We start from the raw sequence: 25,150 nt of genomic DNA, 5'->3' as shown, positions 1-25,150 counted from the left end.
GCTTGTTCAATTATGTGTCCTTGCCTTGAAGTGGTAACAGTCACGCCGAAACAGGCATTGATATATATCAAGAATGCCGTGTATGCACAAACTTATATCATATCCCGGTCCAGACGAACCGAAAGAACAGCATATGCGCAAAATAATGATCATATTAGCAGGCGGCCAGTCACAGCGCATGGGCGGAATTGACAAGGGTGAAATGCTTTTGGGTGAAATGCGGTTAATTGATCACACTGTCAAAAAAAGCGTAACTCAAGCTGACCAGGTCATAATTTCAGGCACGTATGATTATGGCACAGGATTAAAGACCATTCCCGACCACAAGGGCGGCCCAAAAGGTCCAGCGGCAGCTATATATGCTACACACATATGGCTGAAAGAGCATAATCCACAAGCCCACGGTTTCTTCACGGTTCCAGTGGACGGGCCTTTCGTTCCAGAGGACCTTGTTGCCAGGTTAAGCGGGACTGGCGTATCCGCTATTGCCGCCGGCGATGATGGTCTGCACCCTACATTCGCATATTGGTCACTGGTCGCACTTGAAAAAGCATGGCCTGTTTTAATTGAGCAGGAATCCCTGTCATTGCGCGCACTCGCAAGGACATGTGATGCAGCCCATATTCACTGGTCAAATGCAGATATGTTTTTCAATATCAACACGCCGTCAGATCTGAAAGAGGCCGCAACACGGCTGGAACCGACTACAGATTGATTATTGCACCAAAAGGCCGTCACTGCCTGCCATATCAAGTCCTGATATATCTGCCCTTCCCACCAGTATCTTGATGTATTGCGCCACACCGCGCCGCCAGCTCGCTTCTTCCAGATAATCTGCGATTCTTGGTTTGACTGCCTCAAAGGGCATGGTCTCACCAGAGATCTTCCGGCCAGCCTTTATCACATGTGCGCCATAAGGCGTCTTTACCGGAACAGGACAAAGCTGATCGGCATCCAGGTTGAACAGGTAAGTTTCAAATTCACTGACTGTCTGGCCAGGGCCAATCTGGCCCAGATTGCCCCCTTGTTTAGCGGATGGACAGGCAGATAGTGCTTCGGCAAGCGCAGCAAATCTGTCGGAATGCTCCTGCAGCTCGGAAATTGCCTGTGCCGCATCGGCAACTGCATTGTCATAGCGTGGTTCATCATCCTTGGGCGCGGCGAACAATATATGCGATGCCTCAACCAGATCCGGACTGCTAAACTGCTCAATATGCTGATCATAATAACGCTGGCACGTTACCTCATCTGCCCGTGGGATACTGACTTCCTGCTCCAGCAGCGCTTCAATCCGCGCATCATCTTCGACCAATGGCCGGTTTTTGCTGTCAGTATATTTGCCAGGCTCGACACCCAACCGGTCCGCTTCTGCAAGCAGCAATGTCTTGATTGCCAGCGCACGCGCCGCCTCTGACCAAGCCATTTCGGGATTATCCGCCGGATGATTCTGCGCTTCGGCAGCAATCACCTCAGCCGTTATTTCCGTGCCATTCACTATCAGGGTAGCCGCTTCGGATAACTGAGTCATAACGCGGCCTTCTTGCTGCGTACAATCTGATACCCGGAGCGCCAGATGTAGCGCACAGGAGCAGAGAACATGTGCACAAGCCGTGTGAACGGAAAGACCAGAAATATAGTCAGGCCCAGGAACAAGTGTGCCTTGAAGACCGGATGCACATCCATGACAAAGGATGATGCATCCGCCTGGAACGTGAAAATACCCCGCGCCCATGACATGAATTTCACCATTTCATGCCCATCCAGATGATCCAACGATACAAATATCGTGGCCAGTCCCAGCACCAGTTGCAACCAGAGCAGGAACAATATGGCGATGTCCGAAAAGCTGGATGAGCGCCTTATGCGGGGGTCAAACAGGCGGCGATGGAGTAACAGGGTGGCGCCGAAAAATGCGAATATGCCAGCTATGCCGCCCACAACAATCGCAAGTGTCTGTTTCACGCCATGACTGATGCCCATAGCGTCAAACAGCTCAATCGGTGTCAGCAACCCTCCTAGATGCCCGAAGAAAATAATCAGTACGCCCAGGTGAAAACACAGCGAGCCCACCATCAACTGCTTGCGCCGCAAAAGCTGGCTGGATCCTGATTTCCAGCTATAGGGTTCACGATCATAACGGATGACCGACCCAATCGCGAGCACAGACAAAGCGATATAAGGATAGATGCCGAAAACGAGATGGTTCAAAAATTCAGCCATTTTTCGTACCTCCGTTAGATGTCGTTTCCTCAGGTTTGGCTTCGCCCTGCGGCGGAATATCTGTCAGCATTTTACTCAGCATATCTGATGCTTTCGGGCAGCCTTCATCGGGCGTCCCGGGGCCAAAGCTCACTTGTTCCGCTTCCCACGCCGCATCAAGCGCTTCCAGATCTTCGGGATCATCATCGGGTTCTTTAAGCAGCGCTTCTTTGACCTTTTCATCAGCCGGACCTGATAGATGCCCCAGCGCCTCGAGCACAGCGGCATAGCTGCTGCCACGCTTGATTAACCGCTCGCCGATAGCGGCAATGACATGCGCAGGTTCGCCCAGCAGCTCCAAAGCCTCAGTTTGCGACAGGATGGACAGATATTCAAGGAACAGCGGTAGGAAATCAGGCAGTTCGGTCGAGCTGATCGTCAGGCCTTTGTCTTCGTACATAGCTTTCAAATCAACCATCGCCTGGCCGCGATCCCGGCTCTCGCCGTGCACGTGTTCAAACAAGTGCAGCGAGAGCGAACGGGTGCGGTCGAACAAGAGAACATAACGTTCCTGCAAGTCGAGCAAATCACGCTCCCGATATTCCGTAATCAGTGCCTGCAAACGTTTCTGAAAAGGGGCGGGAACCAGCCCTTCTTCTTTCAATGCTGGCAGAAAATCTTCAACGGCCTCCTTAATCTCTACAGTCGGATATGTCAGCAGCGCGGCCAGTACTTTGAATGTCTTCATCATGACCGCTCTCCTTCCGTTAGAAACGCCGATGGTGACTGGACTTTCTTCTTTTTCGGTGTGCCGAACATATTGGTTTCGGTGGAACCGCCCGAACAGCCGTTGCCGAATGAGAAACCGCACGATCCGCGCTCATCAAACGCATCTTCGGCTTCTTCGCGGTGGGAAGTTGGAATGACAAAACGGTCTTCATAATTGGCAATCGCCATCACATGATACATCTCGTCTATTTGTCCAGCTGTCATGCCAACGCCTTCGGCAATATCGGTCGCAATGACGCCATCAACTGTTTTGGCACGCATATAGCTTCGCATCGCCATCATCCGTTCTAGGCAAAGCGCAATCGGCTCCTCCTCTCCCGCCGTCAGCAGGTTGGCAAGATAACGCAGCGGAATACGCAGTGAGCGTACGTCGGGCATGTCATCCTTGAACGCCATTTTACCTGCACTTGCCGCCGAATTAATCGGTGACAGTGGCGGTACATACCATACCATTGGCAATGTCCGGTATTCAGGATGCAGCGGGAATGCGACTTTCCATTCCATCGCCATTTTATAGACCGGCGACTTGCGGGCGGATTCGAGCCATGCTTCGGGCACGCCATCCTTGCGCGCCTGGGTGATGACTTCTGGGTCATTGGGATCCAGGAAAATATCAAGCTGTGCCTGATAGAGGTCCTGCTCACTTTCCGCCGAGGCGGCTTCTTCGATGCGGTCAGCATCATAGAGCATCACGCCCAGGTAGCGGATACGCCCGACACAGGTTTCAGAGCACACTGTCGGTTGACCCACTTCAATACGCGGATAACAGAATGTGCATTTTTCCGATTTACCGCTATTCCAGTTATAATAGATTTTCTTGTACGGACAGCCCGACACGCACATCCGCCAGCCACGGCATTTTTCCTGGTCAATTAGAACAATACCATCTTCTTCTCGCTTGTAGATCGATCCTGAAGGGCAGGCCGCCACACAGGTCGGGTTGAGGCAATGCTCGCATAACCGCGGCAAATACATCATGAAAGTGTTTTCAAATTCGCCGTAAATCTCTTTTTCGACGCCTTCGAAATTATAATCTTCGCTGCGCTTGGAAAATTCTCCGCCCAGAATTTCTTCCCAGTTCGGGCCCCATTCGATTTTCTCCATCCGTTCGCCTGACACCAGCGAACGCGGCCGCGCGGTCGGCATCGCCTTCATTTCGGGCGACTTTTGCAGATGTTCATAGTCGAACGTGAAAGGTTCGTAATAATCGTCAATTTCCGGCATATCGGGATTGGCGAAAATCTTGGCCAGCAACCGCCATTTCCCGCCCATTTTCGGTCGGATGCGGCCATTTCTCTGCCGCTCCCAGCCGCCATTCCAGCGGTCCTGGTTTTCCCAGTCCTTAGGAAAGCCGATGCCGGGCTTTGTTTCAACATTGTTGAACCATGCATATTCCATGCCTTCGCGGCTGGTCCATACATTTTTGCACGTGACCGAACAGGTGTGGCAGCCAATGCATTTGTCGAGGTTCAGGACCTTGCCTATTTGCGCACGTACTTTCATTCTGCCGCCTCCATATCATCCGGGTGTAACCGGTCTTTTTCCCCGTCCAGCCAATCGACATCGGCCAGCTTGCGGACAATCACGAATTCATCGCGGTTTGAACCGACCGTGCCGTAATAGTTGAAGCCATAGCTTTGCTGCGCATAGCCGCCGATCATATGGGTGGGTTTCAGGATGGCGCGGGTGACACTGTTATGAATGCCCCCGCGCTGCCCGGTTATTGGCGACCCGGGAACATTTACGATTTTTTCCTGCGCATGATACATGAACAGTGTGCCTTCTTTCATACGCTGCGACACCACCACACGGGCCACAAGAGCGCCGTTCGAATTAAACGCTTCGACCCAGTCATTATCGACCAAACCTGCCTTGACTGCGTCCACTTCGGACATCCACACAATCGGACCGCCACGTGATAGCGTCAGCATCAACAGATTGTCGGTATAGGTCGAGTGAATTCCCCATTTCTGGTGCGGGGTGATGAAATTGAGTACAACATGCTCCTGCCCCTCGGCACGGTCGAGCATCGGCTTTACCGCCTTGGTATCAATTGGCGGGCGATAGACGCAGAAACCTTCACCAAAGGCGCGCATCCACAGATGGTCCTGATAAAGCTGTTGTCGCCCGGTCAATGTGCGCCACGGGATCAATTCATGCACGTTGGTATAGCCCGCATTATAGCAAACCTTCTCGCTCTCAATGCCCGACCATGTCGGTGAGGAGATAATTTTGCGCGGCTGTGCCACGACATCGCGGTAACGGATTTTTTCATCCTCTTTGGGCAATGCCAGATGCGCATGTTCGCGTCCGGTAAATTCTTCCAGAGCTTCCCATGCCTTGACCGCGACTTCACCATTGGTTTCGGGCGCAAGCATCAGAATGACTTCGGTTGCGTCAATGTCTGACTCGATCTTGGCCATCCCTTTGGTTGGACCCTCTTCGGTGACGACACCGTTAAGCTCTTTCAGATGCTCAACTTCCTCTTTCGTCTTCCAGGCGATGCCCTTACCGCCATTGCCGACATTTTCCATGAGCGGGCCCAGCGCGGTGAAGCGTTTGTAGAGGTTCGGATAATCGCGTTTCACAACCGAAATCTGTGCCATGGTCTTACCCGGGATTGGTTCCACATCACCGGTTTTCCAGTCCTGAACATCCATGGGTTGCGCAATTTCACCTGGCGTATCGTGCAGGATAGGCGTCATCACCACATCCTCTTCTTCGCCGAGAACCTCTGGAGCGATTTCAGAGAATTTCTTGGCGATTGCCTTGTAGATTTCCCAGTCCGATTTGGATTCCCATACAGGGTCCACCGCCGCCGAAAGTGGGTGAATAAACGGATGCATATCCGACGTGTTCAGGTCGTTTTTCTCATACCAGGTTGCTGTCGGCAGGACGATGTCTGAATAGACGCAGGTCGTCGACATACGGAAATCCAACGTAACAACAAGATCAAGTTTTCCTTCTGGCGCTTCGTCATGCCAGACGACATCTTCTGGTTTTTTGTGCCCCATTTCCCCGAGGTCTTTGCCTTGCACGCCATGTTCGGTGCCGAGCAGATGTTTGAGGAAATATTCATGCCCCTTGCCCGACGAGCCCAGGATATTGGAGCGCCAGACGAACATGTTGCGCGGCCAGTTTGCCGGATCATCGGGATCATGGCAGCTAAGCTTCAGGTCGCCTGATTTCAAACCATCAACCACATAGTCTTTGGGTTCTTTGCCAGCATCGCGTGCAGCTTTTGCAACCTCTAGCGGATTGGTTTTTAGCTGCGGCGCAGACGGCAGCCAACCCATACGCTCCGCGCGGACATTAAAATCAATCAGCGATCCACTCATTTCCCCTTCGGGCGCGGTAGGCGACAGGATTTCATCGACATCAAGAGTCTCATAACGCCATTGATCGCTATGCGCATAAAAGAAGCTGGTTGAGTTCTGATGCCTCGGCGGGCGCGCCCAATCGAGCGCAAATGCCAGCGGCTGCCACCCGGTTTGCGGACGCAGTTTTTCCTGCCCCACATAATGCGACCAACCGCCACCCGACTGGCCAATACAGCCGCACATGATCAGGAGATTGATAATTCCCCTGTAGTTCATGTCCATATGATACCAGTGGTTGAGGCCTGCCCCCAATATCACCATCGACTTGCCGTTCGTTTTTTCGGCATTGTCCGCAAATTCGCGAGCTACGGTGATTATCTGATCGGCGGGTGTACCGGTTATTTGCTCAGCCCATGCCGGTGTATAAGGCTCATTCTCACTATAATCGCTGGCGATGTTTTCACCGCCAAGGCCGCGGTCCAGACCATAGTTTGCCATGAAAAGGTCATAGACAGAGGCAACCAATACGCCGCCTTTTGCAAGCTTAACATTACGGGCAGGTACGCGCCGGATCAGCGTATCGGGATGATCCGTACCTTTGAAATAATCATGCTCGCGGTTGCCGAAATATGGGAACGCGACATCGACCACTGTATCATGATCGCCGTCCAGTATGTTGGTCAGCTTGAGCTTGGTATCATTACCGTCGGTTTCTTTTTCTTCAAGGTTCCATTTGCCCTTTTCGCTCCAGCGTGAGCCGATGGTGCCATTGGGTACGACTATTTTTTCACTCAGTTCATCAAAGGCAACGGTTTTCCATTCGGCATTTTCTTTTTCGCCCAGATTGTCTTTGAATTCAGAGGCTCTGAGCAAGCGCTCGGGAATGAAATGCCCATCTTTTTCCACCAGCCGCACCAGCATGGGCATATCGGAATATTTGCGCGCATATTCCTCAAAATATTCGGCTTGGCGGTCAAGATGATATTCGCGCAAAATGACATGGCCCATCGCCATAGCCAGCGCAGCATCTGTGCCCTGTTTAGGATGCAGCCACATATCAGAGAATTTCGCCGCTTCGGAATAATCGGGCGATACCACAACTGATTTGGCGCCTCTGTAGCGCGCTTCAGTGTAAAAATGGGCATCCGGTGTCCGTGTCTGCGGCACATTGGAACCCCAAAGCATCAGGAAGCCTGCATTATACCAGTCGGCGCTTTCGGGAACATCGGTCTGTTCCCCCCATGTCATGGGCGAAGCTGGTGGCAAATCGCAATACCAGTCATAGAATGACATGCATGTGCCGCCCAGCAGGGACAGATAACGTGAACCCGCTGCATAGGACACCATTGACATGGCCGGAATGGGCGAGAAACCGATAACGCGGTCGGGGCCGTATTTCTTTGCGGTATAGGCATTGGACGCAGCGATAATCTCTGTCACTTCGTCCCACGCCGCGCGGATAAAACCGCCATGGCCGCGGATTTTTGTGTAACTGTCGCGTTTCGCCTGATCTTCAACGATAGATTTCCATGCCGCAACCGGCTCCATGGTTTCGCGCGCCTTGCGCCACAACCGTACCAACCTTGACCGGATAAGCGGATATTTCACGCGGTTGGCGGAATAGATGTACCAGCTATAGCTCGCACCGCGGGAACAGCCGCGTGGTTCATGATTGGGCAGATCAGGCCGTGTGCGCGGATAGTCTGTCTGCTGCGTTTCCCATGTGACGATCCCGCCCTTCACATAGACTTTCCATGAGCATGAACCCGTGCAGTTCACGCCGTGCGTGGAACGGACGATCTTGTCATGCTGCCACCGTTTTCGATAGCCATCTTCCCAGCGCCGATCTTCGCTGGTCGTAATCCCGTGCCCGTCCGCATAAGGGGCTTTGGTCTTGCTGAAAAAGTTCAATCGATCAAGAAGATGGCTCATTTTTCAGGTCCTCATATTATGCTGTTGTCGGGATAGGAGATGCAGCTTCACGTCCGCGTTCAATGTCGTGGAGCAGGCCGCCTTGGCGGGTATAAACAAACCAAGTCATGGCAGCGCAGGCGGCGTAGAAGATCAGGAAACCCCAAAGCGCCGCATTGGGTGCGCCCGTCATCGAAATCGACGTTCCGTATGATTTCGGGATGAAGAACGCGCCATAGGCTGCGATTGCCGAGGTAAAGCCGATAATCGCCGCAGATTCTTTCTCTGCATTGCGCAGCTGCTCATTCGCAGGTAGTCTAGGCATGAGCCGCCCGATTTCCTTGCGCATTATGATCGGGATCATCTGGAAGGTCGAAGCATTGCCCACCCCCGTTGCAAAGAAGAGCAGCATGAACATTGCGAAGAAACCCCAGAATGCGCCTGGCTGGTCCTTGATGCCCAGGAAGTAGAGCACACCGGCCACTGCCGCGATCATCAGGAGGAACGTCCAGAATGTAACGCGGCCGCCGCCCCATTTGTCAGATATCCAGCCGGTCGCCGCACGCGATATCGCACCGACAAGAGGGCCAAGGAACACATATTTGAGTGAATCCACATCTGGAAACGCGATTTTCGACAAGAGCGGGAAGCCGGCCGAATAGCCGATGAAAGACCCGAAGGTGCCAGTATACAGGAAACACATGATCCAGTTATGCTTGCGCTGAAAAATCACCGCCTGATCGGCAAAGCTTGCCTTGGCTGAAGCGATATCATTCATACCAAACCACGCAAGTGCTGCGCTGATCAGGATAAACGGTACCCAGATAAAGCCGGCATTTTGGATCCACAGTGAGCCACCATCCGAAGTGGCTTGCGGTTCGCCGCCCATAAAGCCGAAAACACCGGCGGTAATGACGATCGGCACCAGAAACTGCATGACCGATACGCCCGCATTGCCAAGGCCAGCATTGAGTGCCAGCGCATTACCCTTTTGCCGTTTCGGGAAAAAGAAGCTGATATTCGCCATGGAGGAGGCAAAATTGCCGCCGCCAAAACCGCAGAGCAGCGAGAGTATCAGGAAAATGAAATAGGGTGTTTGCGGATTCTGTACCGCATAGCCGATACCGAAGGCTGGAATAAGCAATGAAAGTGTCGTTAAAGTTGTCCATAGCCTGCCACCGAAAATTGGCACCATAAAGCTATAAAATATTCTTAAGGTTGCCCCTGAAAGCCCCGGCAAGGCGGCCAGCCAGAAGAGTTGATCGGTCGAATAATCAAAGCCGATAACGGGCAGTTTTGCGACCACCACTGACCAGACCATCCAGACCGAAAAGGCCAGCAGCAAACAGGGAATGGAAATCCACAAATTGCGCTGCGCAATCTTTGCGCCTTTATCGGCCCAGAATTCCTCATCTTCAGGCTCCCAGGTTTCAAGCAGCTTAGAGGGAGCATGGGTCTCCTTGTGGATGGTACTATCCTGAATATCCTGCATTTCAGGGAATTCAGGCAGTTCGGACAATTGTGTTCCGACCGCTCTCTGTTCCATCTGGCGCACCGAAAAATGCATCCAGGCAAGCGCAACGGCGACCAGGAAAAACAACAGCATGAAGCAGCTGGTCCAAATGCCGGTAAGGTCATTCATCGCGCCAAACGCGATGGGAAGAAAGAAACCACCCAGGCCGCCAATCATCCCGACCAGACCGCCGACCGATCCAACATTGCCCGGGTAATAGACAGGGATATGCTTGTAAACTGCAGCTTTGCCCAGCGACATAAAGAAACCGAGGATGAAAATCGCAATAACGAACGGGACCAAACCCATCGAAGTGGAAAAGGCAATCGGTCCTTCGATACCGTGAATGATATAATCGGTTTCAGGGTAGGAAAGCATGAACAGGCAGATGAGCGACACGCCAAAGGTCGCATACATCACCTTGCGCGCGCCATATTTGTCCGACAGATGACCACCATAGGCGCGAAATAAACTGGCCGGAACCGAATAAGCCACAGCAATCATACCCGCCGTTTTGATGTCCAGTTTGTAAACATCAATCAGATAGTGGGGGAGCCACAAGGCAAGGGCAACAAATGCCCCGAATACGAAGAAATAGTAGAGCGCAAACCGCCAGACCTGCTGATTTTTAAGCGGCTCCAGCTGCATTAACGCCGAACGCGGTTTTTCGCCGCTCTGACGCCGTGCCTTAAGCACTGGATCATCTTCTGTAGAAAGCCAGAAGAACACCGCCACTGCCGCCAGGACCGCCGCCCAAACCTGAGCCACAGTCGTCCAGCCAAATGCTACCAACACCAAAGGCGCTACAAAACTTGTGATCGCGGCACCGACGTTACCAACCCCAAATATCCCCAAAGCTGTGCCCTGCTTTTCTTTGGGATACCATGTGGAAACATAGGCGATACCAACGGCAAAACTGCCGCCCGCCAAACCTACACCAAGGGCTGCAAGCAACATTACCGGGTAGCTCGTAGCCATGGAGAGCAGGAATGTTGCGATCGCCGCACACAACATGGTCAGCGTGAGAACCAGCCGCCCGCCATATTGATCAGCCCAAATGCCCAGAAAAATGCGTGATAGGGAGCCGGTCAAAATAGGCGTGCCGACGAGCAAACCAAATTGTGTGTCAGACAGGCCCAGATCGGCCTTGATCTTGATCCCGATGATCGAAAAAATTGTCCAGACGGCAAAGCAGGTGGTGAAGGCGAACGTGCTCATCCCCAGTGCTTTGTATTGCTGGCCCGAACTTGCCACTGCTGCGTCTTGCATTTCCCCTGACTCCCTTGTCATTCGGGGTGTTCACCCCAATTTCTGGATCAGGTTTCACGCTAGGCTGTGGAGCAACCTTGATTTATGTCAAATCAAAGGAAAAGCCCCGTATTTAGGAAAAAGGTCGCCCTGTTGTTTGTTCTATTCCGCGCACATATTTAGCGTATAGCAAAGTTATGCTTGATATTTATCAATTAAATAGGTGATATGTATATATAGCGAATCAGGGGGTTTTCGATGCGTGCACAAGATATGCCGGCAGTCCGTGACCTGCCCCTGTTCGCCGGGGTAGAGGACAGCAATTTCGAAGAGCTTGTATCGGCCGCGCTCCTGCAGCATTTTCCCCCGCAGGTGCAGCTTATACATGAAGGTGACAGTGCCGATTTCCTCTATATTCTGGTGGAAGGTTCGGTCGAATTATTTGCCTGCAACAATGGCCGCGAAACCAGCATGGCCATCATCGAACCGACATCCGCCTTCATTCTGGCGGCGGTGCTGAGCGATGCGGTGTGCCTGATGTCAGCGCGTACATTAACGCCGTCACGGCTGCTGATGATACCGGCCGAACATATCAAGCGGCATTTTGCCGAAGACAAGATGTTCGCCGTGGCCATCGCGAACGAATTGTCAAAGGCTTACCGGCAGCTTGTGAAAATGCACAAGGAAGCGAAACTGCGCCCGGCAACCGAGCGGCTCGCCAATTACTTGCTCCGCCTCGCTGCAAGCCATGATCACGCGTCCAGCTTTACCCTGCCTGCCGACAAACGGACCATTGCCGCCCTGCTCAGTATGACTCCGGAAAACCTGTCGCGTTCCTTTGGCGCGCTCAATCCGCATGGCGTACGCATTCAGGGGCCGGTGGTGCATATTGACAAGCCGGATGCACTGGCTGCTTTCGCAAAGCCCAACGCGCTCATCGATGATCCAGAAATAGGCCTCAGCAGCCGCTAGGCTTTACCGGCGTTTGGTGAAAAACAGCGGGGCATATAATATTGCAAACAGCAAAAATGCGCTGGCCCACACGATGCCCGCGATGGACATACCAAGCGCGTAGCCCATACCCGTAAAAGGGAATATCATCCGAAGTAAGGCACCGGTAAATGCGAGTATATAGATCGCTATTGTACCCGCACCGGCCCGCAATTCACGCCCGCCATGGCCCAGACTGGCTCGCGTCATAATGGCCAGAGTAAGCTGTCCGGCCGCACCCGCTGTCAATGCGTGCATGGCATGTGCGGCTGTCAGCGCTTCAGGCCGCAATATCGCAAGTCCCATCAGCAGGAAAGCCGCCGGTATCCATGCATAAGCAATGTGCAGCACCAGCATGAGTGGATCGCGGGCCGTCTGCCAACCACGCCAGCGCCGCAGCCGTACAAAGTGCATTATAGCGACAGCCACCAATCCATAACCGACCAGTGCAGCATTGGGCGCGATAACCCAACCGACCAGTGTCAGCGCCGCCACCAGCATTGCGATTTTGTCATAGCCCCCAAACGGTGCGGGCTCAGGCAATATACCCTGTTTACGCATCCAGTTCGTGGTGAAGGAAGGGATAATCCGCCCGCCAATCAGCATCATCAGCACTGTCACCACAGTGATACCCAGCCGCATGCCGGTCTGATAAGGGAGCCCCAGCGCCTCCTCAAAATGAAACAGGACATTGCTAAGCGCAAACAGGCTGAGCAGCAGGCATATGGGCAGATTGCGCTTGTTTTTACCGGCCAATATTTCGCGCCAGGCAAAACCTGCCACAATCACCAAAAACAGACTGTCCACGATCGGGGTTACCATTCCATAATCGCTGCCGAACATCAGCATGCGTCCCGCGAGCCAAAGCAAAACCAGCAAAGCTAGCGGCAGTCCCATCACCGGCAGTCGCCCGGTCCAGTTGGGAATGGCCGTCATCACAAAACCGGCAATTGCGGCCGCCAGATAACCATAGATCATTTCATGTATATGCCAGGTCAGCGCATTTCCGCCCGTACCAATGCCGTAACCATGCGAAAACGCCGCCATCCATGCGGGTATAGCCAGGCCAGCGAATAATGCCGCGCAAAAGAAGAAGGGACGAAAGCCGTGGCTAAAAAGCGCCGGCCCGTTATAGGCCCGGCGCTTTTCGCCTGGTGCAGAACGCTCCCCTTTCCGCACTAGAACTTCAGCTGCGTGGTAAACCAGAATTTTTGCGTATCGGTAGCAAAGCCATCGCTGTCATAATCCGCATATTTGAGTGACAGCGATACATGCTTGCCAACTTTACGCGCGATCAGGAAATCCCATTCCTGGCCATAATTCAGATCGCCACGGGTGGATTTAAAGTCATGATAGACGGCTCTGAATACCGTACCTTTCAGCCATTTCGGGCTCGCGGGTTTTAGCGTGACATCGCCATATATATCGCGCAGTCCATTGGCGGGCGTGGACAAAAACTTGTCCGCCCAGCCATTAAAGGCATGCAGCGTTGCAAACGGCGTCCTGAGTGCTGTTACGCCATCGCCTTCCAGTTTTTCATATCCGAATTTTACCGTCACTGGGCCCGCCGCAATGCCGGGTTCGAGCAACAGATAATCATGACCAAAGCGCGCCGGGTTATTGCCATAATCGGACTGTCGGGCATATTCAGCGGCATAAAGCAGTTTGGCCCCGCCCAGACCCTGTTTACCCGACAGGCGCACGCCGAATGTCTGCGAGGATGCCCCCGGCGCATCGGGCACGTCGAACAGATAGGCATAGGCCGTGACATTGCCGGCGACCGGCACATTATAACCCGCCCGTACAAAATGCATATCATTATCGCGAAATGTACCGCGCGGAGAATCCGGTCCAAAAATGCGGTTGGTGCGCCAGCTATAGCCATAGGTTACAGATGGCCCGCCCGGCGAATTTACTGTCCCGACCACGGCATCGAACGTCTGGTCATTCTGCCGCCAACCAACCGAACCAACCCAGCGCTGGTTATCAAAATTAATCACCTGACGCCCGGCGCGCAAATCGACAGTATTATCATGCCGCCAGCGCACATAGGCCTGATTGAGAGCGATATCTTCAGGATCAGCTACAACCGGAAATTGTGTTTTGCCGTTCAGTGTATCATTGAACTTTTCTGCACCGACATTGGCAATGGCCTCGCCTTCGACTTTCAGGCTAAAACCTTGCCATTCATCGGTTTCAAAGCCAGCCTTGACGCGCACCGTCGAAGCGGTCGCATCACGCGGCAGACCGTCCTGATCCACCGTTTCCAGCCGGTAGCGTATATCGACATATGGATCAATGAACAGGTCGTTTTCTGCAGCTTTATCATCTGCAGCGACTGCATAAGATGATAACATACATGGAATCGCCGCCGCGACAGACAATAGAAATTTGAGAGACTTGTGTGCCATTTGACCACTTTCGAGAACTATCTTCGAGAGTGGCTAGAACAGAGCCCCTGAGTTATCATTGATATATATCAAACAAATGACATATATCAATTATGGTTCAGGTCAATCAGGCCAACCCAGTGCCGTACGCATGATATTATAGATATAATTCTGCTCGATAACGCCCCGCGCTTTTGCCGCACCGGGGCCTTTTACATAGAGTGCCACATCTTCACCGCCATGCGTTTCATAAGGACCGGGAATGGCTGCCTGCTGCTTTGCCTTTGGTCCGGTTTCGGGCATCGTGCGCTTGCCATTTATCGCTCCTGGTCCATTCGCATAGCCCAGGGTGGTATAAGGCAGATTGTCCGCAGCTAATACCGGTTTCCCCGTTGGCTCACCACTGTCATCATTGCCCATGGCAAGCCCGAGTATAGGGTTACCACGCGTAGGATAACCGGCGATTGTAAACACATGGCTATGGTCAGCAGTTACCAATATGAGTGTTTCTTCCGGATCTGTATTTGCCGCAGCATAAGCAACGGCCCGTGCAAACTCACGTGCCTCTTCCAGTGCATATCCTGCCTTGCCATCATGATGGCCATGGTCGATGCGCCCGCCTTCAACCATCAGGAAATATCCATCGTCATCGCGCGATACGCGTTGCAGCGCCGCCCCTGTCATGTCGGTCAGTGTCGGTTCACCGCTGTCACGGCCGCGATCCAGCATATAAGTCATATGGCTGGATGAAAACAGACCGAGTACCGGTTTATCCTGCGCTGCGGCATTCATTGCTGTCATATCCTCAACATAGCTGCCGCCTGTCCGTGCGGCCCATTGCTGCCCCAGATTGGCCGAGGCCGCATTGCGCCGCCCGCCTTCAGCCTGGCCCAGGAAATTCCGGCGACCACCACCTAGTGCGACATCAAACGGGAATTCCATGAGCTGCGCGGCAATATCGCGGCATCCTTGTGTTACGGCAGCTTCGGGCAGGTTGCTATCCGCCTCCCACTCCCGCTCCGGGCTGTGCGCATATACGGCTGCAGGTGTAGCATGTGTAAGGCGCGCCGTGCTGACAATACCAACCGCAAGGCCGCGCGCTTTTGCCTGCCCCGCAAGTGATGGCAGTTTTTCATTCTGTGATGCGGCACAATCGCCGCGCCGGGAAACCGGCCCGGTGCCAATAACACCCGCGCGTGTTTTCACCCCGGTGTTGATTGCCGTTGCCGTGCCGGCGCTGTCGGGCACCTGTTGGTTAGTATTATAAGTCTTGACCAGCGCGACATTGGGAAACCGTTCGAACGACAGATAATTCTCTTCACCGGTCTCTCCGCGCTGCTGCCCCTCATAGATGCGCGCCGCAGTGACCGTTGAGATACCCATGCCATCACCGATAAACAATATGATATTCTTCGCTTTAGCAGGGGTATCTGGCGTTACCGTCGAAACAGCCGCAACAGGTCGCTGAGAACCGTCTGTGCAGGCTGTAAGCGGTAGAAACAGGGCAGATATTGCAAGGATGGAAGGGGCGAATCTGGTCATGGGTTTCTCTCCGTTTTACCTCGATATTCCCGCACTATCAGCTATCCTTTTCCAACCCAACAGCAACGTTACTGTTCACGCCGGTTTTTCACGGCAGGTTTGGTGGATCATAGTCCGGGCATAGTTTAATCCTGTCATACACACTGGAATGAATGTTGGCATCCGCCGCTATATAGCGGCGTTCGCCGAGCGGCAGATATACACCCCACCTATTTCTGCGTTCCGGCCATTCGCTGCGCCTATTGCGTTTGGGAATAACCTCAAGCAGGCACCAAAACCCCTTGAGCGAGGGATGCAACTTCCCGGCCGGGTCTGGCTCCGGATACAGATAGCGCGTCGTGTCGCTATAGGGCTCAATGCCGCTCACATAACGGGCCATGCGGCCAAATACCCTGAGCCCTGCCTTCTCCGCTTCACTGATCATCCAGATCAGCGGGAATTGGGAAGTGCCGCTTTCGGCGCGCTTATGTCCGCCACCAACATCGCTATGATATCCGGCAAACCAGACTTGCCGCGCATCCTGCGCATCCGGTTCGCCCAGTGAATGTATATTGGGTTTGAAAGGTTGCCCCTCCTCCCATCCATCCAGCCGGAACATCCGCCGCCGCTCATCAATCGACGCTGCCTGCCGGAACATACGTACTGCCGGATTATATTTGGTATGGGGCAGGTCCTCCCGCACGATCGGCGGAAAATATGTTTTAACATTAGGCACAAAAACAGAGCTGACTGTGTCCCATAACCCCAAAAAGCGGACGGCCGCCGTGCGCGGCTGCGCCACGCGGCGGAAATTTGCGCCTTCGCCTTCATACACATCCTCACCAATCGCTTCGCCGATGTCATGGCGTGCCCTTGGTGCCTGTTTATAAGCAGTCAGCGCCGCGCCGCTCAAATGTATCTGGTGCGCGCGCAATATGCCCACTTCATATATCATCCCGGCTAATACGCGGGCAGTATGCGCGCCCCGGCTGAAACCGAAAATATAGATATTGTCATAGTCCTCATAGTTCTGGACAATAAACTCATAGGCCTTGAGCACATTGCGATCGAGCCCCAACCCAAAGGCCAGGCCCAGCCCGTTTTTCAGCTTCTGTTTCAACCAGCCCCAGGTGTAGATGCGACCGAGCGTTCCCACCCCCTGGTCATAAAACACAAGCTGCTCGCTGCTCTTATCGACTGCCCGGTAAAGCTTCAGTACATTGGAGATATTCTCTTCGATCTGGTTGCCCGTTCCGTCCAGACAAATCACAATATTCTTTGGCATATTTCCCCCGATATTAAGGCATCATGCAGCCTTGCACTTGGCATGCCTGATAGCACAGCGATTGTAGCGCAAAATGCGGCAAAACCGGAATCCAGGCTCAGCAACACCCAAAACTGCAAGCTATATCGAAATGGATTTGGCTTGAAATTTGTCCGCTACGGACAAGCAGGTCAGCTTAAAGGTAAATTGCGAACGGTTTCACCTTGACAGCGACTCTATATCACTGAAAAGATGCTCTATATATTCCTAGCATAGCGGCACGCCGCGTTTGCCATTTTTTCACAAGGGGCAATGTTTTGGGCGCGGATAGAGCTCTAAACTATATTAATGAAATGTTGTGGCAGGCGATGATGGTCGCTGGACCAGTTCTGGTTGCTATTCTGGTAGTTGGGCTGCTGGTCAGTGTTTTTCAGGTTGCAACGCAAATTCAGGAAATGACGCTCAGTTTTGTACCCAAATTGATGATTACAGCCTTCCTGCTCATCGCATTTGGTCCGTGGATGATAAACAGCATTACACATTTCGCCACATCACTTTATCTGACCATTCCCAGCATTGGTGGCAATTAAGCAAATATGTCCAACGAATTTGCAAATTGGATAATGGCAATACTGCTATTGAGCTTGCGAATTGCTCCTGTCTTTGCCTTTGCACCACCTTTCACTCTGATCCGCGTACCAGCGGTAATACGCGTGCTATTCGGCCTTGGCCTGACTGCATGGTTGGTGACCAGTTATCCTGAACAGACCTATCTGCTCAATCTTGCCGAAAAGGGTTTGGTACAAATTGCATCCATGGAATTGCTGCTAGGGCTGACAATCGTGCTTGCATTTCAGATCGCCTTTGCCGCGCTATATACGGCGGGAAGGACACTTGATGTGCAAGCCGGATTTGGTCTGGCGCTTCTTGTGGACCCGACAACGCGGGCACGCACGCCTCTTGTCGGCACATTATTCGCCTATGCGGCGGCGGCTATTTTCTTTGCTATGGAGGGGCCTGCAGAATTGATCGCCATATGGTCTGCTTCGGTGGAAAATATTCCACTTGGAGTAGCGCAAGGACCATCCAGTCTACTACCGCTCTTTTCACATATATCGATTACCTTCCTGCTCGCTTTCGGGATAGCCGCCATTCCGATGCTGGCTCTTTTCCTTACCGATATCACCATCGCAGCCATGTCGCGAACATTGCCCCAAATGCATGTCCTGTTGCTCGGTTTTCAGGCGAAAGCAATGATGCTTCTTTTATTCCTGCCTATAGCCTTTGCAGTTTCATCTGCTCTTTTTCTGCAGATCATGCGCACTACGCTCGATATCATTCCGAGGTTGCTGTAACTTATGGAAGATTCAGATCAGGATAAAACCGAAGAACCAACTCCGTTCAAATTGCGCAAGGCCCGAGAAAAGGGAACAGTCGCACGCGGCATGGATTTGGGTTTTCTATCGGTGCTTGCCGCGCTTTGTGCTTTCATCAGCATATTCGGTGCGATGGCAGCCCAAAATATGATTGGCATTATGCGTAAGTCAGTGGCGATAGAGGTCAATAGCGCTACGACAAGCTCCGAAATACTTGCTTTATCAGCTGCAAAACTATGGCCCGCATTCTACCCCCTGCTACTGCTAATGGGCATTGCCGTTGTCATCATCATTTTCTTTGAAATGCTGCAGTTGCGTGGTTTTATTTTCTCCACACATCCGCTGAAACCAGATTTCAGCCGTATGAACCCGGCTAAAGGATTCAAGCGCGTATTTTCACTGAAAATGCTTAAGGAAACCTTGAAAAATGTCATCAAGCTGGCTGCCTATTCGGGGTCTGCATATCTGTTCATCCATTATAGCATTGATAATTACGGTGCCGCCGCAAGCGATGCGAAAAAACTGGCCAGCATCATGCTGCTGACCGGGTTTCGCCTGCTGCTTGTCTTTATGGGCCTTGCCTTTATTTTCATGGTTATCGACCAGATAATCGTACGCAAGGAATATCACAAGCAGATGCGTATGTCAGGCCGCGAGGTCAAACGCGAAACGCGTGACCGCGAAGGTGATGCCCGGCTCAAGCAGAAACGCAAGCAACTGCACAAGGAATTTGCACAGCAAAGCGAAAGCATGGGCGGTGTTGCAGGTTCTGACGTTATCATCACAAATCCGCATCACTACGCCATTGCCCTTAGCTATAAAGCGGAAATCATGAATGCCCCACAGATTCTGGCAAAGGGACGGAACAATTTTGCCCTCATGATAAAAAGAAAAGCCCTCCTGCATGGGATAACAGTCATCGAAAACCGGAAGCTCGCCCGCGCATTATATGACGGTGGCCGCGTAGGGTATGAAATACCTGATGCTCTTTTCCACGAAGTTGCAGACATATACATACAGATACGGCAACTCGCACAGGGTGATGAGGCACATCGGCAAGGGCAGGTAAACCATGCTGGATAAACTTTCTTCAAACGGCAAGGATTTATTCCTGGTCATCGGGACCATATTAATCCTGCTGATCTTGTTTTCACCAATTCCACCATTCCTGCTGGACTTTGCGATTATCGTGAACTTTGGCCTGGGTCTCACTATATTATTGCTGACATTTTACGTCGCAAAACCAGTCGAGTTTTCGACCTTCCCTTCCCTGCTTCTCGTGGCCACATTATACCGGCTTTCACTCAATGTCGCCGCGACCCGGCTCATCCTTACAGGGGGTGATGCAGGTGAGGTTATCGGCGCTATTGGCGACTATGCTGTCCAAGGTAACTTCGTGATTGGTCTTGTCGTATTCTTCATATTGGTTGTTGTGCAATATGTTGTAATTACATCAGGCGCGCAGCGTGTATCAGAAGTTGCTGCACGCTTCACGCTTGATTCCATGCCGGGTCAGCAAATGAGTATCGATGCCGACCTCAACATGGGCCTTATCGACCAGCATGAAGCTGCAGCCCGGCGGAAAGAACTTGAAAAGGAAGCGTCCTTTTATGGCTCGATGGACGGCGCCAGCAAATTTGTGAAAGGTGATGCCATCGCCGGCATCATCATTTTGCTCATTGACATTATTGCAGGCTGGATCGTGGGTGTGGTGCAGATGGGTATGACCTGGCTTGATGCCTTGCAACATTTCACATTGCTGACAATTGGCGACGGGATTGCAACACAATTGCCCGCACTGATTATTTCAGTGGCGACTGGCATTATCGTAACCCGCTCTTCTGCCGACAGGGAGCTTAGCACCGAAGTGCTGAAACAACTTGCCTCCGTACCTCGTATCCCATTGATCGTAACCTGCTCGTTACTCATCCTGCTGCTGCTGCCGGGCATGCCTAAATGGCCAATTTTTATAATAGTCGCATTTGCTCTATTTGTATGGATATCACTGAAAAACAGGCCGCCTGTTCCCGGGGATGACAAGTTTGCCACCGATGAGGCAGACGAAGAAAGTCATGCCAGTTCCATGCCGGCCCCTATTGAAGTTACGCTAGGCGGTGAGCTTGCCGAAAAATGGAAACCCAAAGAACCAGTAATTTTCGAACGCATTGCAAGTCTTCGCAAAAGTCGCCTGCAGGCCAATGGATACCGTTTCCCTGCCGTAAAATTCCGGGATGACACAGCGCTTGGCACAAATCAGTACAACATTGCAATATTCGGGACAAGTCATGGAAAAGCAGATATTTTCCCTGAAATGACACTTGCTGTCCGCAGCGATATCTCACGCCATAGGCTTAGCGGAATTGAAACAACTGATCCCGCCTTCGGCTTACCAGCCATATGGATCGAAAACGAGCATTCGGAACACGCAAAGTCCGAAGGATATACACTTATCGATCCGTTGACAGTATTCGTCACGCATTTGAGCGAAGTCATCAAAAGTGGTACCGAATACCTGTTTACCCGTAACGATATAGTGCAGATGCTTGATGGAGTGCGTACAAGGCAACCCGGCCTAATTGAAGATCTGGTCCCCAACATCATGTCAGTGGCTGATATACAGAGAGTCCTTCAGAACCTGCTCGCGGAAAATGTATCAATCGCTAATGTTGACCTTATTTGTGAAACTTTGGTGGATGCCGGGCGGCATATCAAGGATACTGCAACGCTTACCGAAACAGTACGGCAACGTTTAAAGCATGCTATTTGCCAAAACCTGCGTGGTACACATGATGATCTGGCCGTTCTAAGTCTTGATCCAAGAATTGAAAACCAGATCATGTCGGGTGTGAGCACGAATGATGGTAACAACCCTGTTGTCATCGAACCGGAACTTGCTGAACATATTATTCGGACACTCTCAAAAATGTCCGACGAAATGGTTAAACAGGGACGTCATCCGGTATTATTGTGCGGCGCAGAACTCAGGCGTCACATGCACAACCTGACCAGGCGCAGCGTACCAAAACTCGCCATTTTATCAGTGAACGAAATCCCGCTGAACATAAACCTCACCTCATATGATGTAATCAAAGCCGAAGGATAGTAACCCACATAAGCAGACAATTACCGAAAAAGGTTTTCTTTACAGGTGCAAGGGCGCATAATTAAATAACAGGCGAAAAGCCTCACAGACCGGGAAATTCTATAATGCCAGACAATAATGGACAAAAAGGCGAAGACGCACTCCCACGGCTATTGGGCTGGTTAGAGCAAGACCCGGAAAACACCGCATTGCTATCAGACGCTATCGAGGCCGCCATTGCATCAGGAGAACTGGATGCGGCAGAGCGACTTGGCGAACGTTATGCCCAAATAGAAACGCCGCCGCCAGCAATCCGCAATCTGTTTGGTATTATTGCCATACAGCAGGGTAAGCATGAAAAGGCTGCTGAAAGATTCCAGCAATTGATTCAGGATGGTCACAACAACCCAGACATACGTTTCAATCTAGCCTGGTCATACGCAGTTTTGAACAAAGGTGACGACGCGCTGGAAATGATCAACACCGAAACGGCAGAGCAGTTGCCGCAGGCGGCAGCATTACGTGTTCGGCTGATGCATAGTGCGGGTCATTTTGACAAGGCCATGGAAGAAGCAAAGATGCTGGCAGATATCCATCCGGAAGATCCTGGCCTGATGGCCGCCATCTCCGTCTTGGCCCTGGATGTTGAAGATATTGATCTGGCGCGCAAAGCTGCTGCGAAGGCCGAAACCATACCGGATGCCATCACTACACTGGGAACCCTCGCACTCGCAGACAGCGACCCCAGCAGTGCGCTCGAACATTTCAACACAGCGCTTGAGCAGCAGCCCGAAAATCCGCGCGCATGGCTCGGCCGCGGTATGGCAGAGATGGTTCGCGGCAATAACAGCAAGGCGGCAAGCGATATCGACAAGGGAGCTGAAATATTCGGCGACCATCTCGGTTCATGGATTGCTGCAGGCTGGGCTTATTTCGTGCAAGGCGATTATCAAACAAGCCGAGCACGTTTCGAAACCGCGATGGCAGTCGACCCGACATTTGCCGAAAGCCAAGGTTCATTGGCAGTCATCAATGTCGTGGAGGGCAATATGGAGGAAGCGGTCAAATTGTGTGAAACTGCACTCCGGCTTGATCGACAGTGCTTCTCTGCCGCACTGGCAAAAAGTTTGATCGAACGCTCGAAAGGCAATGAGGCGGCGGCAGACCGCATCGTAAAAATCGCCATGAACACGCCTATTGATGCAAATGGCCGTACAATGGGTGAAGCACTGATGAGCATGAACACAGGCATTAAAAATGCGCCGAAAAGTTAACTTGCTACCTGTTTTCCTGTTCCAGGCCTAAACCTTTACCCCCCTCACCTAATTCTCTTGTTGCCTCAGCAAATAGGCCGCGCAGTTCAGGGTCACGATTAATTATTGCAACTACCTGGCTTACGATCTGCTGAAACTTTGCATCATTGACTAGTCGATCCCCAAACTCCTGAGACAATATGCCTTGAATCAATGCATGCTGGACATCATTTTCGGTAAAGTTTCCGGACCCCAGCAAGTCCTGTACGATATCAACATCCCGTGTATTTGTTGGCGCCGCTGCGCGTCTTGCTTTACTGCTCTTTCCGCTCTTTTTCAGGCGTGAGGCGGCCTCCAGCTTCTCACGCAGGATAAGCACAAGTTGATCAACATTGTTGATCCGGGTCATAATATCACTCGCATAATTGCTGGTATCCTAATGCTTAGTCTTCGGCCCGGGGAACTGGTTCAACAATGCGGAAGTAGAGGATATAGCCTGTTCGCTTTTTGAACCCTGCTCTGCTGAAGACGCCAAATCAGCGGTTTTATCGATAATCAACTGCATATCATGGTTGAGAGGCGGATTCTCCTGGTTCAGGGCGATACCCTGGCGCAGTTCCGTTATTGCGCTGTCAAATTCATCATGGATCATGTGCACCAGTCCGCGCACAAACCGCCTTATGTAATGGTCTTCCGGCAGATCCTCCAAAGGCTTCCAGTTTCCCATGGCACTTTGCGCATTACCGGACGACAGTTCGAAAAAGCCCAGCTGGAAACGCGCAATCACAAAGTCCGGCGCTATTTCCACTGCTTGCTGCATGGACTCATAAGCCTCAACCAGCCGATTTCCGCTAGCCAGCACTGAGCCGCGCAGGAAATGCAGCCGCGGATCCTGGGGATATTCCTCCAGCAATGTATCTATGGCTGCCACATCATTGCCATTATCGGACTGCACAGCTTGCAAAAGCTGCGTAATTTCCTCTTCGCTGCACAATTCGTTCATCTCGTTTCCCTTCTAAAATCTTCCCAGCCTTTTGCGTAGCGACTGCAAGGCTTCGCCATGCAATTGCGAAATCCGTCCCTTGCTCAATCCCATCAGCTCAGCAATCTGGCTGAATTTTACGCCATGGCCATAATACTGTTTTAATATAACAGCCTGTTTCTCTGGTAGCTTTTCCACTTCAGTTTCAAGACGCTGGATAGCTTCTTTCCATACCAGACTGTCATAAGCATTGGGCTGCCGTTCGTCTTCAGTATCATCACCATAAAAACATGTGCCCTCAAGCATCAATCCAAAAGCAAGGCCTGTTGCCAGTTTCGCAAGCTGTTCAAGCGCCGTTTCGTCCTGCCCTTTTTGAGCAAGAGAAATCGACCTAAGCCGCTCCTGTTCGATCTTATGCCGCGTTCGAATTTGCCTGTTAACTTCACTTATCGCCGCAATCCCATCGGCAATATTGCCTGCTATACGCCGCCTTGCATACCCTTTGAAATGACCACTGCGACGCGGATCAAACTTGCCAATGGCTTCCAACAGTCCCTCATAGGCCAATTGTTCTATTTCGATGCGCTCAACATTCTGCCGCAAACGTTTAAAATATTGCTCCTTGGCTATCTTCCTCGCCAATGACTGATATATGCTGAAAAGCGCTTGTTTTGCGCCCACATCACCTTCATTAATGAATTTTCGCCACAAGATAGCTTCGACCCATTTCTGGATACGCAGAATGGCAAGACCGTTCTTTTTGATGCTTCCCTTCATCTGAAACTGCCAAGCACTCCTTCAAGCACCAGCGCCCAGCCATCAATCAGTACAAACATCAAGACCTTGATGGGCAGTGATATAGTGGCAGGTGGTACCATCATCATGCCAAGCGAGAGCAATACGCTCGAAACAATAAGGTCAATCAGCAGGAATGGTAGCAATATTACGAAGCCGATCATGAAGGAAACCCGCAATTCATTGAGAATAAAAGCAGGCACCAGCTTCGGTAAGCTAACCTCTTCCGGACTACCGGGCAGGTCCTCCCCTGCTATTGCGTAGATGGTTTCAAGGTCCTCATCACGCACCTGTCGCAACATAAACTCGCGCAGTGGTTCGCTTCCCTGCTCCATGGCCTGCTCAAGCTGAACCTCACCCGCAATATACGGCTGTAACGCATCTTTATTAAGTGCTTCGAAAGTTGGGGACATTGCAAAAATTGTTAAGAACAATGCCAAACTAATCAAAACCTGATTGGGCGGAGTTTCAGGCATGCCGAATGCATGACGTACCATAGCCAGCACAACGATTATCC

The 25,150-nt window shown here is 51.9% G+C and carries 22 protein-coding genes; 8 read left to right on the top strand and 14 right to left on the bottom strand.

Going from position 1 to position 25,150, the window contains the following annotated elements; all coding sequences use genetic code 11:
* Positions 1-133 precede the first annotated feature (133 nt).
* Positions 134-715, top strand: a complete 582-nt coding sequence (locus G6Q15_RS04015) for a molybdenum cofactor guanylyltransferase (RefSeq protein ID WP_164115941.1) — start codon at positions 134-136, stop codon at positions 713-715.
* On the opposite strand, the gene G6Q15_RS04010 is transcribed toward G6Q15_RS04015, so the two are convergent.
* The 6 genes from G6Q15_RS04010 to G6Q15_RS03985 are packed head-to-tail and all read right to left on the bottom strand — an operon-like array spanning position 716 to position 11,001.
* Positions 716-1,528, bottom strand: a complete 813-nt coding sequence (locus G6Q15_RS04010) for a peptidylprolyl isomerase (RefSeq protein WP_164115939.1) — start codon at positions 1,526-1,528, stop codon at positions 716-718.
* On the bottom strand, positions 1,525-2,220 hold the full coding sequence (gene narI, locus G6Q15_RS04005) for a respiratory nitrate reductase subunit gamma (protein ID WP_164115937.1): 696 nt from the start codon (positions 2,218-2,220) through the stop codon (positions 1,525-1,527). Before narI ends, G6Q15_RS04010 begins: the two co-directional genes overlap by 4 nt.
* Entirely contained in the window at positions 2,213-2,950 is a 738-nt protein-coding gene (narJ, locus tag G6Q15_RS04000; protein WP_164115935.1) for a nitrate reductase molybdenum cofactor assembly chaperone, read from the bottom strand. The genes narI and narJ overlap by 8 nt, the downstream gene beginning before the upstream one ends.
* The gene (gene narH, locus G6Q15_RS03995; RefSeq protein ID WP_164115933.1) at positions 2,947-4,491 is read right to left on the bottom strand and encodes a nitrate reductase subunit beta; all 1,545 of its coding nucleotides are present in this window, start codon (positions 4,489-4,491) and stop codon (positions 2,947-2,949) included. The genes narJ and narH overlap by 4 nt, the downstream gene beginning before the upstream one ends.
* Entirely contained in the window at positions 4,488-8,240 is a 3,753-nt protein-coding gene (locus tag G6Q15_RS03990; RefSeq protein WP_164115931.1) for a nitrate reductase subunit alpha, read from the bottom strand. The genes narH and G6Q15_RS03990 overlap by 4 nt, the downstream gene beginning before the upstream one ends.
* Before the next feature lie 16 nt (positions 8,241-8,256).
* The gene (locus G6Q15_RS03985; protein ID WP_164115929.1) at positions 8,257-11,001 is read right to left on the bottom strand and encodes an MFS transporter; all 2,745 of its coding nucleotides are present in this window, start codon (positions 10,999-11,001) and stop codon (positions 8,257-8,259) included.
* A 237-nt stretch (positions 11,002-11,238) separates the two neighbouring features.
* Here G6Q15_RS03985 and G6Q15_RS03980 point away from each other — a divergent pair, with 237 nt between their 5' ends.
* The gene (locus tag G6Q15_RS03980; RefSeq protein ID WP_164115927.1) at positions 11,239-11,952 is read left to right on the top strand and encodes a cyclic nucleotide-binding domain-containing protein; all 714 of its coding nucleotides are present in this window, start codon (positions 11,239-11,241) and stop codon (positions 11,950-11,952) included.
* A 3-nt stretch (positions 11,953-11,955) separates the two neighbouring features.
* On the opposite strand, the gene G6Q15_RS03975 is transcribed toward G6Q15_RS03980, so the two are convergent.
* From G6Q15_RS03975 to G6Q15_RS03960, 4 genes are all read right to left on the bottom strand, one after another.
* Complete coding sequence (locus tag G6Q15_RS03975; RefSeq protein WP_164115925.1) at positions 11,956-13,149, bottom strand: NnrS family protein; 1,194 nt, start codon at positions 13,147-13,149, stop codon at positions 11,956-11,958.
* Positions 13,149-14,327, bottom strand: a complete 1,179-nt coding sequence (locus G6Q15_RS03970; protein ID WP_164115923.1) for an alginate export family protein — start codon at positions 14,325-14,327, stop codon at positions 13,149-13,151. The genes G6Q15_RS03975 and G6Q15_RS03970 overlap by 1 nt, the downstream gene beginning before the upstream one ends.
* A 156-nt stretch (positions 14,328-14,483) precedes the next feature.
* Positions 14,484-15,902: an alkaline phosphatase gene (locus G6Q15_RS03965; RefSeq protein WP_164115921.1), complete on the bottom strand. Its 1,419-nt coding sequence runs from the start codon at positions 15,900-15,902 to the stop codon at positions 14,484-14,486.
* A gap of 88 nt (positions 15,903-15,990) precedes the next feature.
* Positions 15,991-17,166 (bottom strand): DUF2235 domain-containing protein, encoded by a 1,176-nt coding sequence (locus G6Q15_RS03960; protein ID WP_164115918.1) that lies wholly within the window; start codon positions 17,164-17,166, stop codon positions 15,991-15,993.
* 42 nt (positions 17,167-17,208) lie between these two features.
* Between G6Q15_RS03960 and G6Q15_RS12165 the strand changes: the two genes are divergently transcribed.
* From G6Q15_RS12165 to G6Q15_RS03935, 6 genes are all read left to right on the top strand, one after another.
* Positions 17,209-17,373, top strand: coding sequence for a hypothetical protein (locus G6Q15_RS12165; RefSeq protein WP_205518080.1), 165 nt, complete (start codon positions 17,209-17,211; stop codon positions 17,371-17,373).
* Positions 17,374-17,462: 89 nt separating this feature from the next.
* Positions 17,463-17,735 carry a flagellar biosynthetic protein FliQ gene (locus G6Q15_RS03955; RefSeq protein ID WP_164115916.1) on the top strand — a complete coding sequence of 91 codons (273 nt, stop codon included), beginning with the start codon at positions 17,463-17,465 and terminating at the stop codon, positions 17,733-17,735.
* Between the two features lie 6 nt (positions 17,736-17,741).
* Positions 17,742-18,500, top strand: coding sequence for a flagellar biosynthetic protein FliR (locus tag G6Q15_RS03950; protein WP_345940286.1), 759 nt, complete (start codon positions 17,742-17,744; stop codon positions 18,498-18,500).
* A gap of 3 nt (positions 18,501-18,503) precedes the next feature.
* A complete protein-coding gene (locus G6Q15_RS03945) occupies positions 18,504-19,604 on the top strand; it encodes an EscU/YscU/HrcU family type III secretion system export apparatus switch protein (protein WP_164115912.1) in 1,101 nt (366 codons plus the stop codon).
* Complete coding sequence (locus G6Q15_RS03940) at positions 19,594-21,624, top strand: flagellar biosynthesis protein FlhA (protein WP_164115910.1); 2,031 nt, start codon at positions 19,594-19,596, stop codon at positions 21,622-21,624. The genes G6Q15_RS03945 and G6Q15_RS03940 overlap by 11 nt, the downstream gene beginning before the upstream one ends.
* A 104-nt stretch (positions 21,625-21,728) precedes the next feature.
* A complete protein-coding gene (locus tag G6Q15_RS03935; RefSeq protein ID WP_164115908.1) occupies positions 21,729-22,877 on the top strand; it encodes a tetratricopeptide repeat protein in 1,149 nt (382 codons plus the stop codon).
* Between the two features lie 4 nt (positions 22,878-22,881).
* On the opposite strand, the gene G6Q15_RS03930 is transcribed toward G6Q15_RS03935, so the two are convergent.
* The 4 genes from G6Q15_RS03930 to fliP all read right to left on the bottom strand — a co-directional run.
* Positions 22,882-23,265 (bottom strand): hypothetical protein, encoded by a 384-nt coding sequence (locus tag G6Q15_RS03930; RefSeq protein ID WP_164115906.1) that lies wholly within the window; start codon positions 23,263-23,265, stop codon positions 22,882-22,884.
* Positions 23,266-23,292: 27 nt separating this feature from the next.
* On the bottom strand, positions 23,293-23,859 hold the full coding sequence (locus G6Q15_RS03925) for a hypothetical protein (protein ID WP_164115904.1): 567 nt from the start codon (positions 23,857-23,859) through the stop codon (positions 23,293-23,295).
* Between the two features lie 12 nt (positions 23,860-23,871).
* The gene (locus G6Q15_RS03920) at positions 23,872-24,615 is read right to left on the bottom strand and encodes a sigma-70 family RNA polymerase sigma factor (protein ID WP_164115902.1); all 744 of its coding nucleotides are present in this window, start codon (positions 24,613-24,615) and stop codon (positions 23,872-23,874) included.
* Positions 24,612-25,150, bottom strand: a 539-nt coding sequence (fliP, locus tag G6Q15_RS03915; protein WP_164115900.1) for a flagellar type III secretion system pore protein FliP, incomplete at its 5' end; no start/stop codon positions are given. The genes fliP and G6Q15_RS03920, both read right to left, overlap by 4 nt.

It is taken from the genome of Sphingorhabdus sp. Alg239-R122 (assembly GCF_900537065.1).
GTDB lineage: Bacteria > Pseudomonadota > Alphaproteobacteria > Sphingomonadales > Sphingomonadaceae > Alg239-R122.
This window is presented reverse-complemented; position numbering and strand designations above follow the sequence as displayed.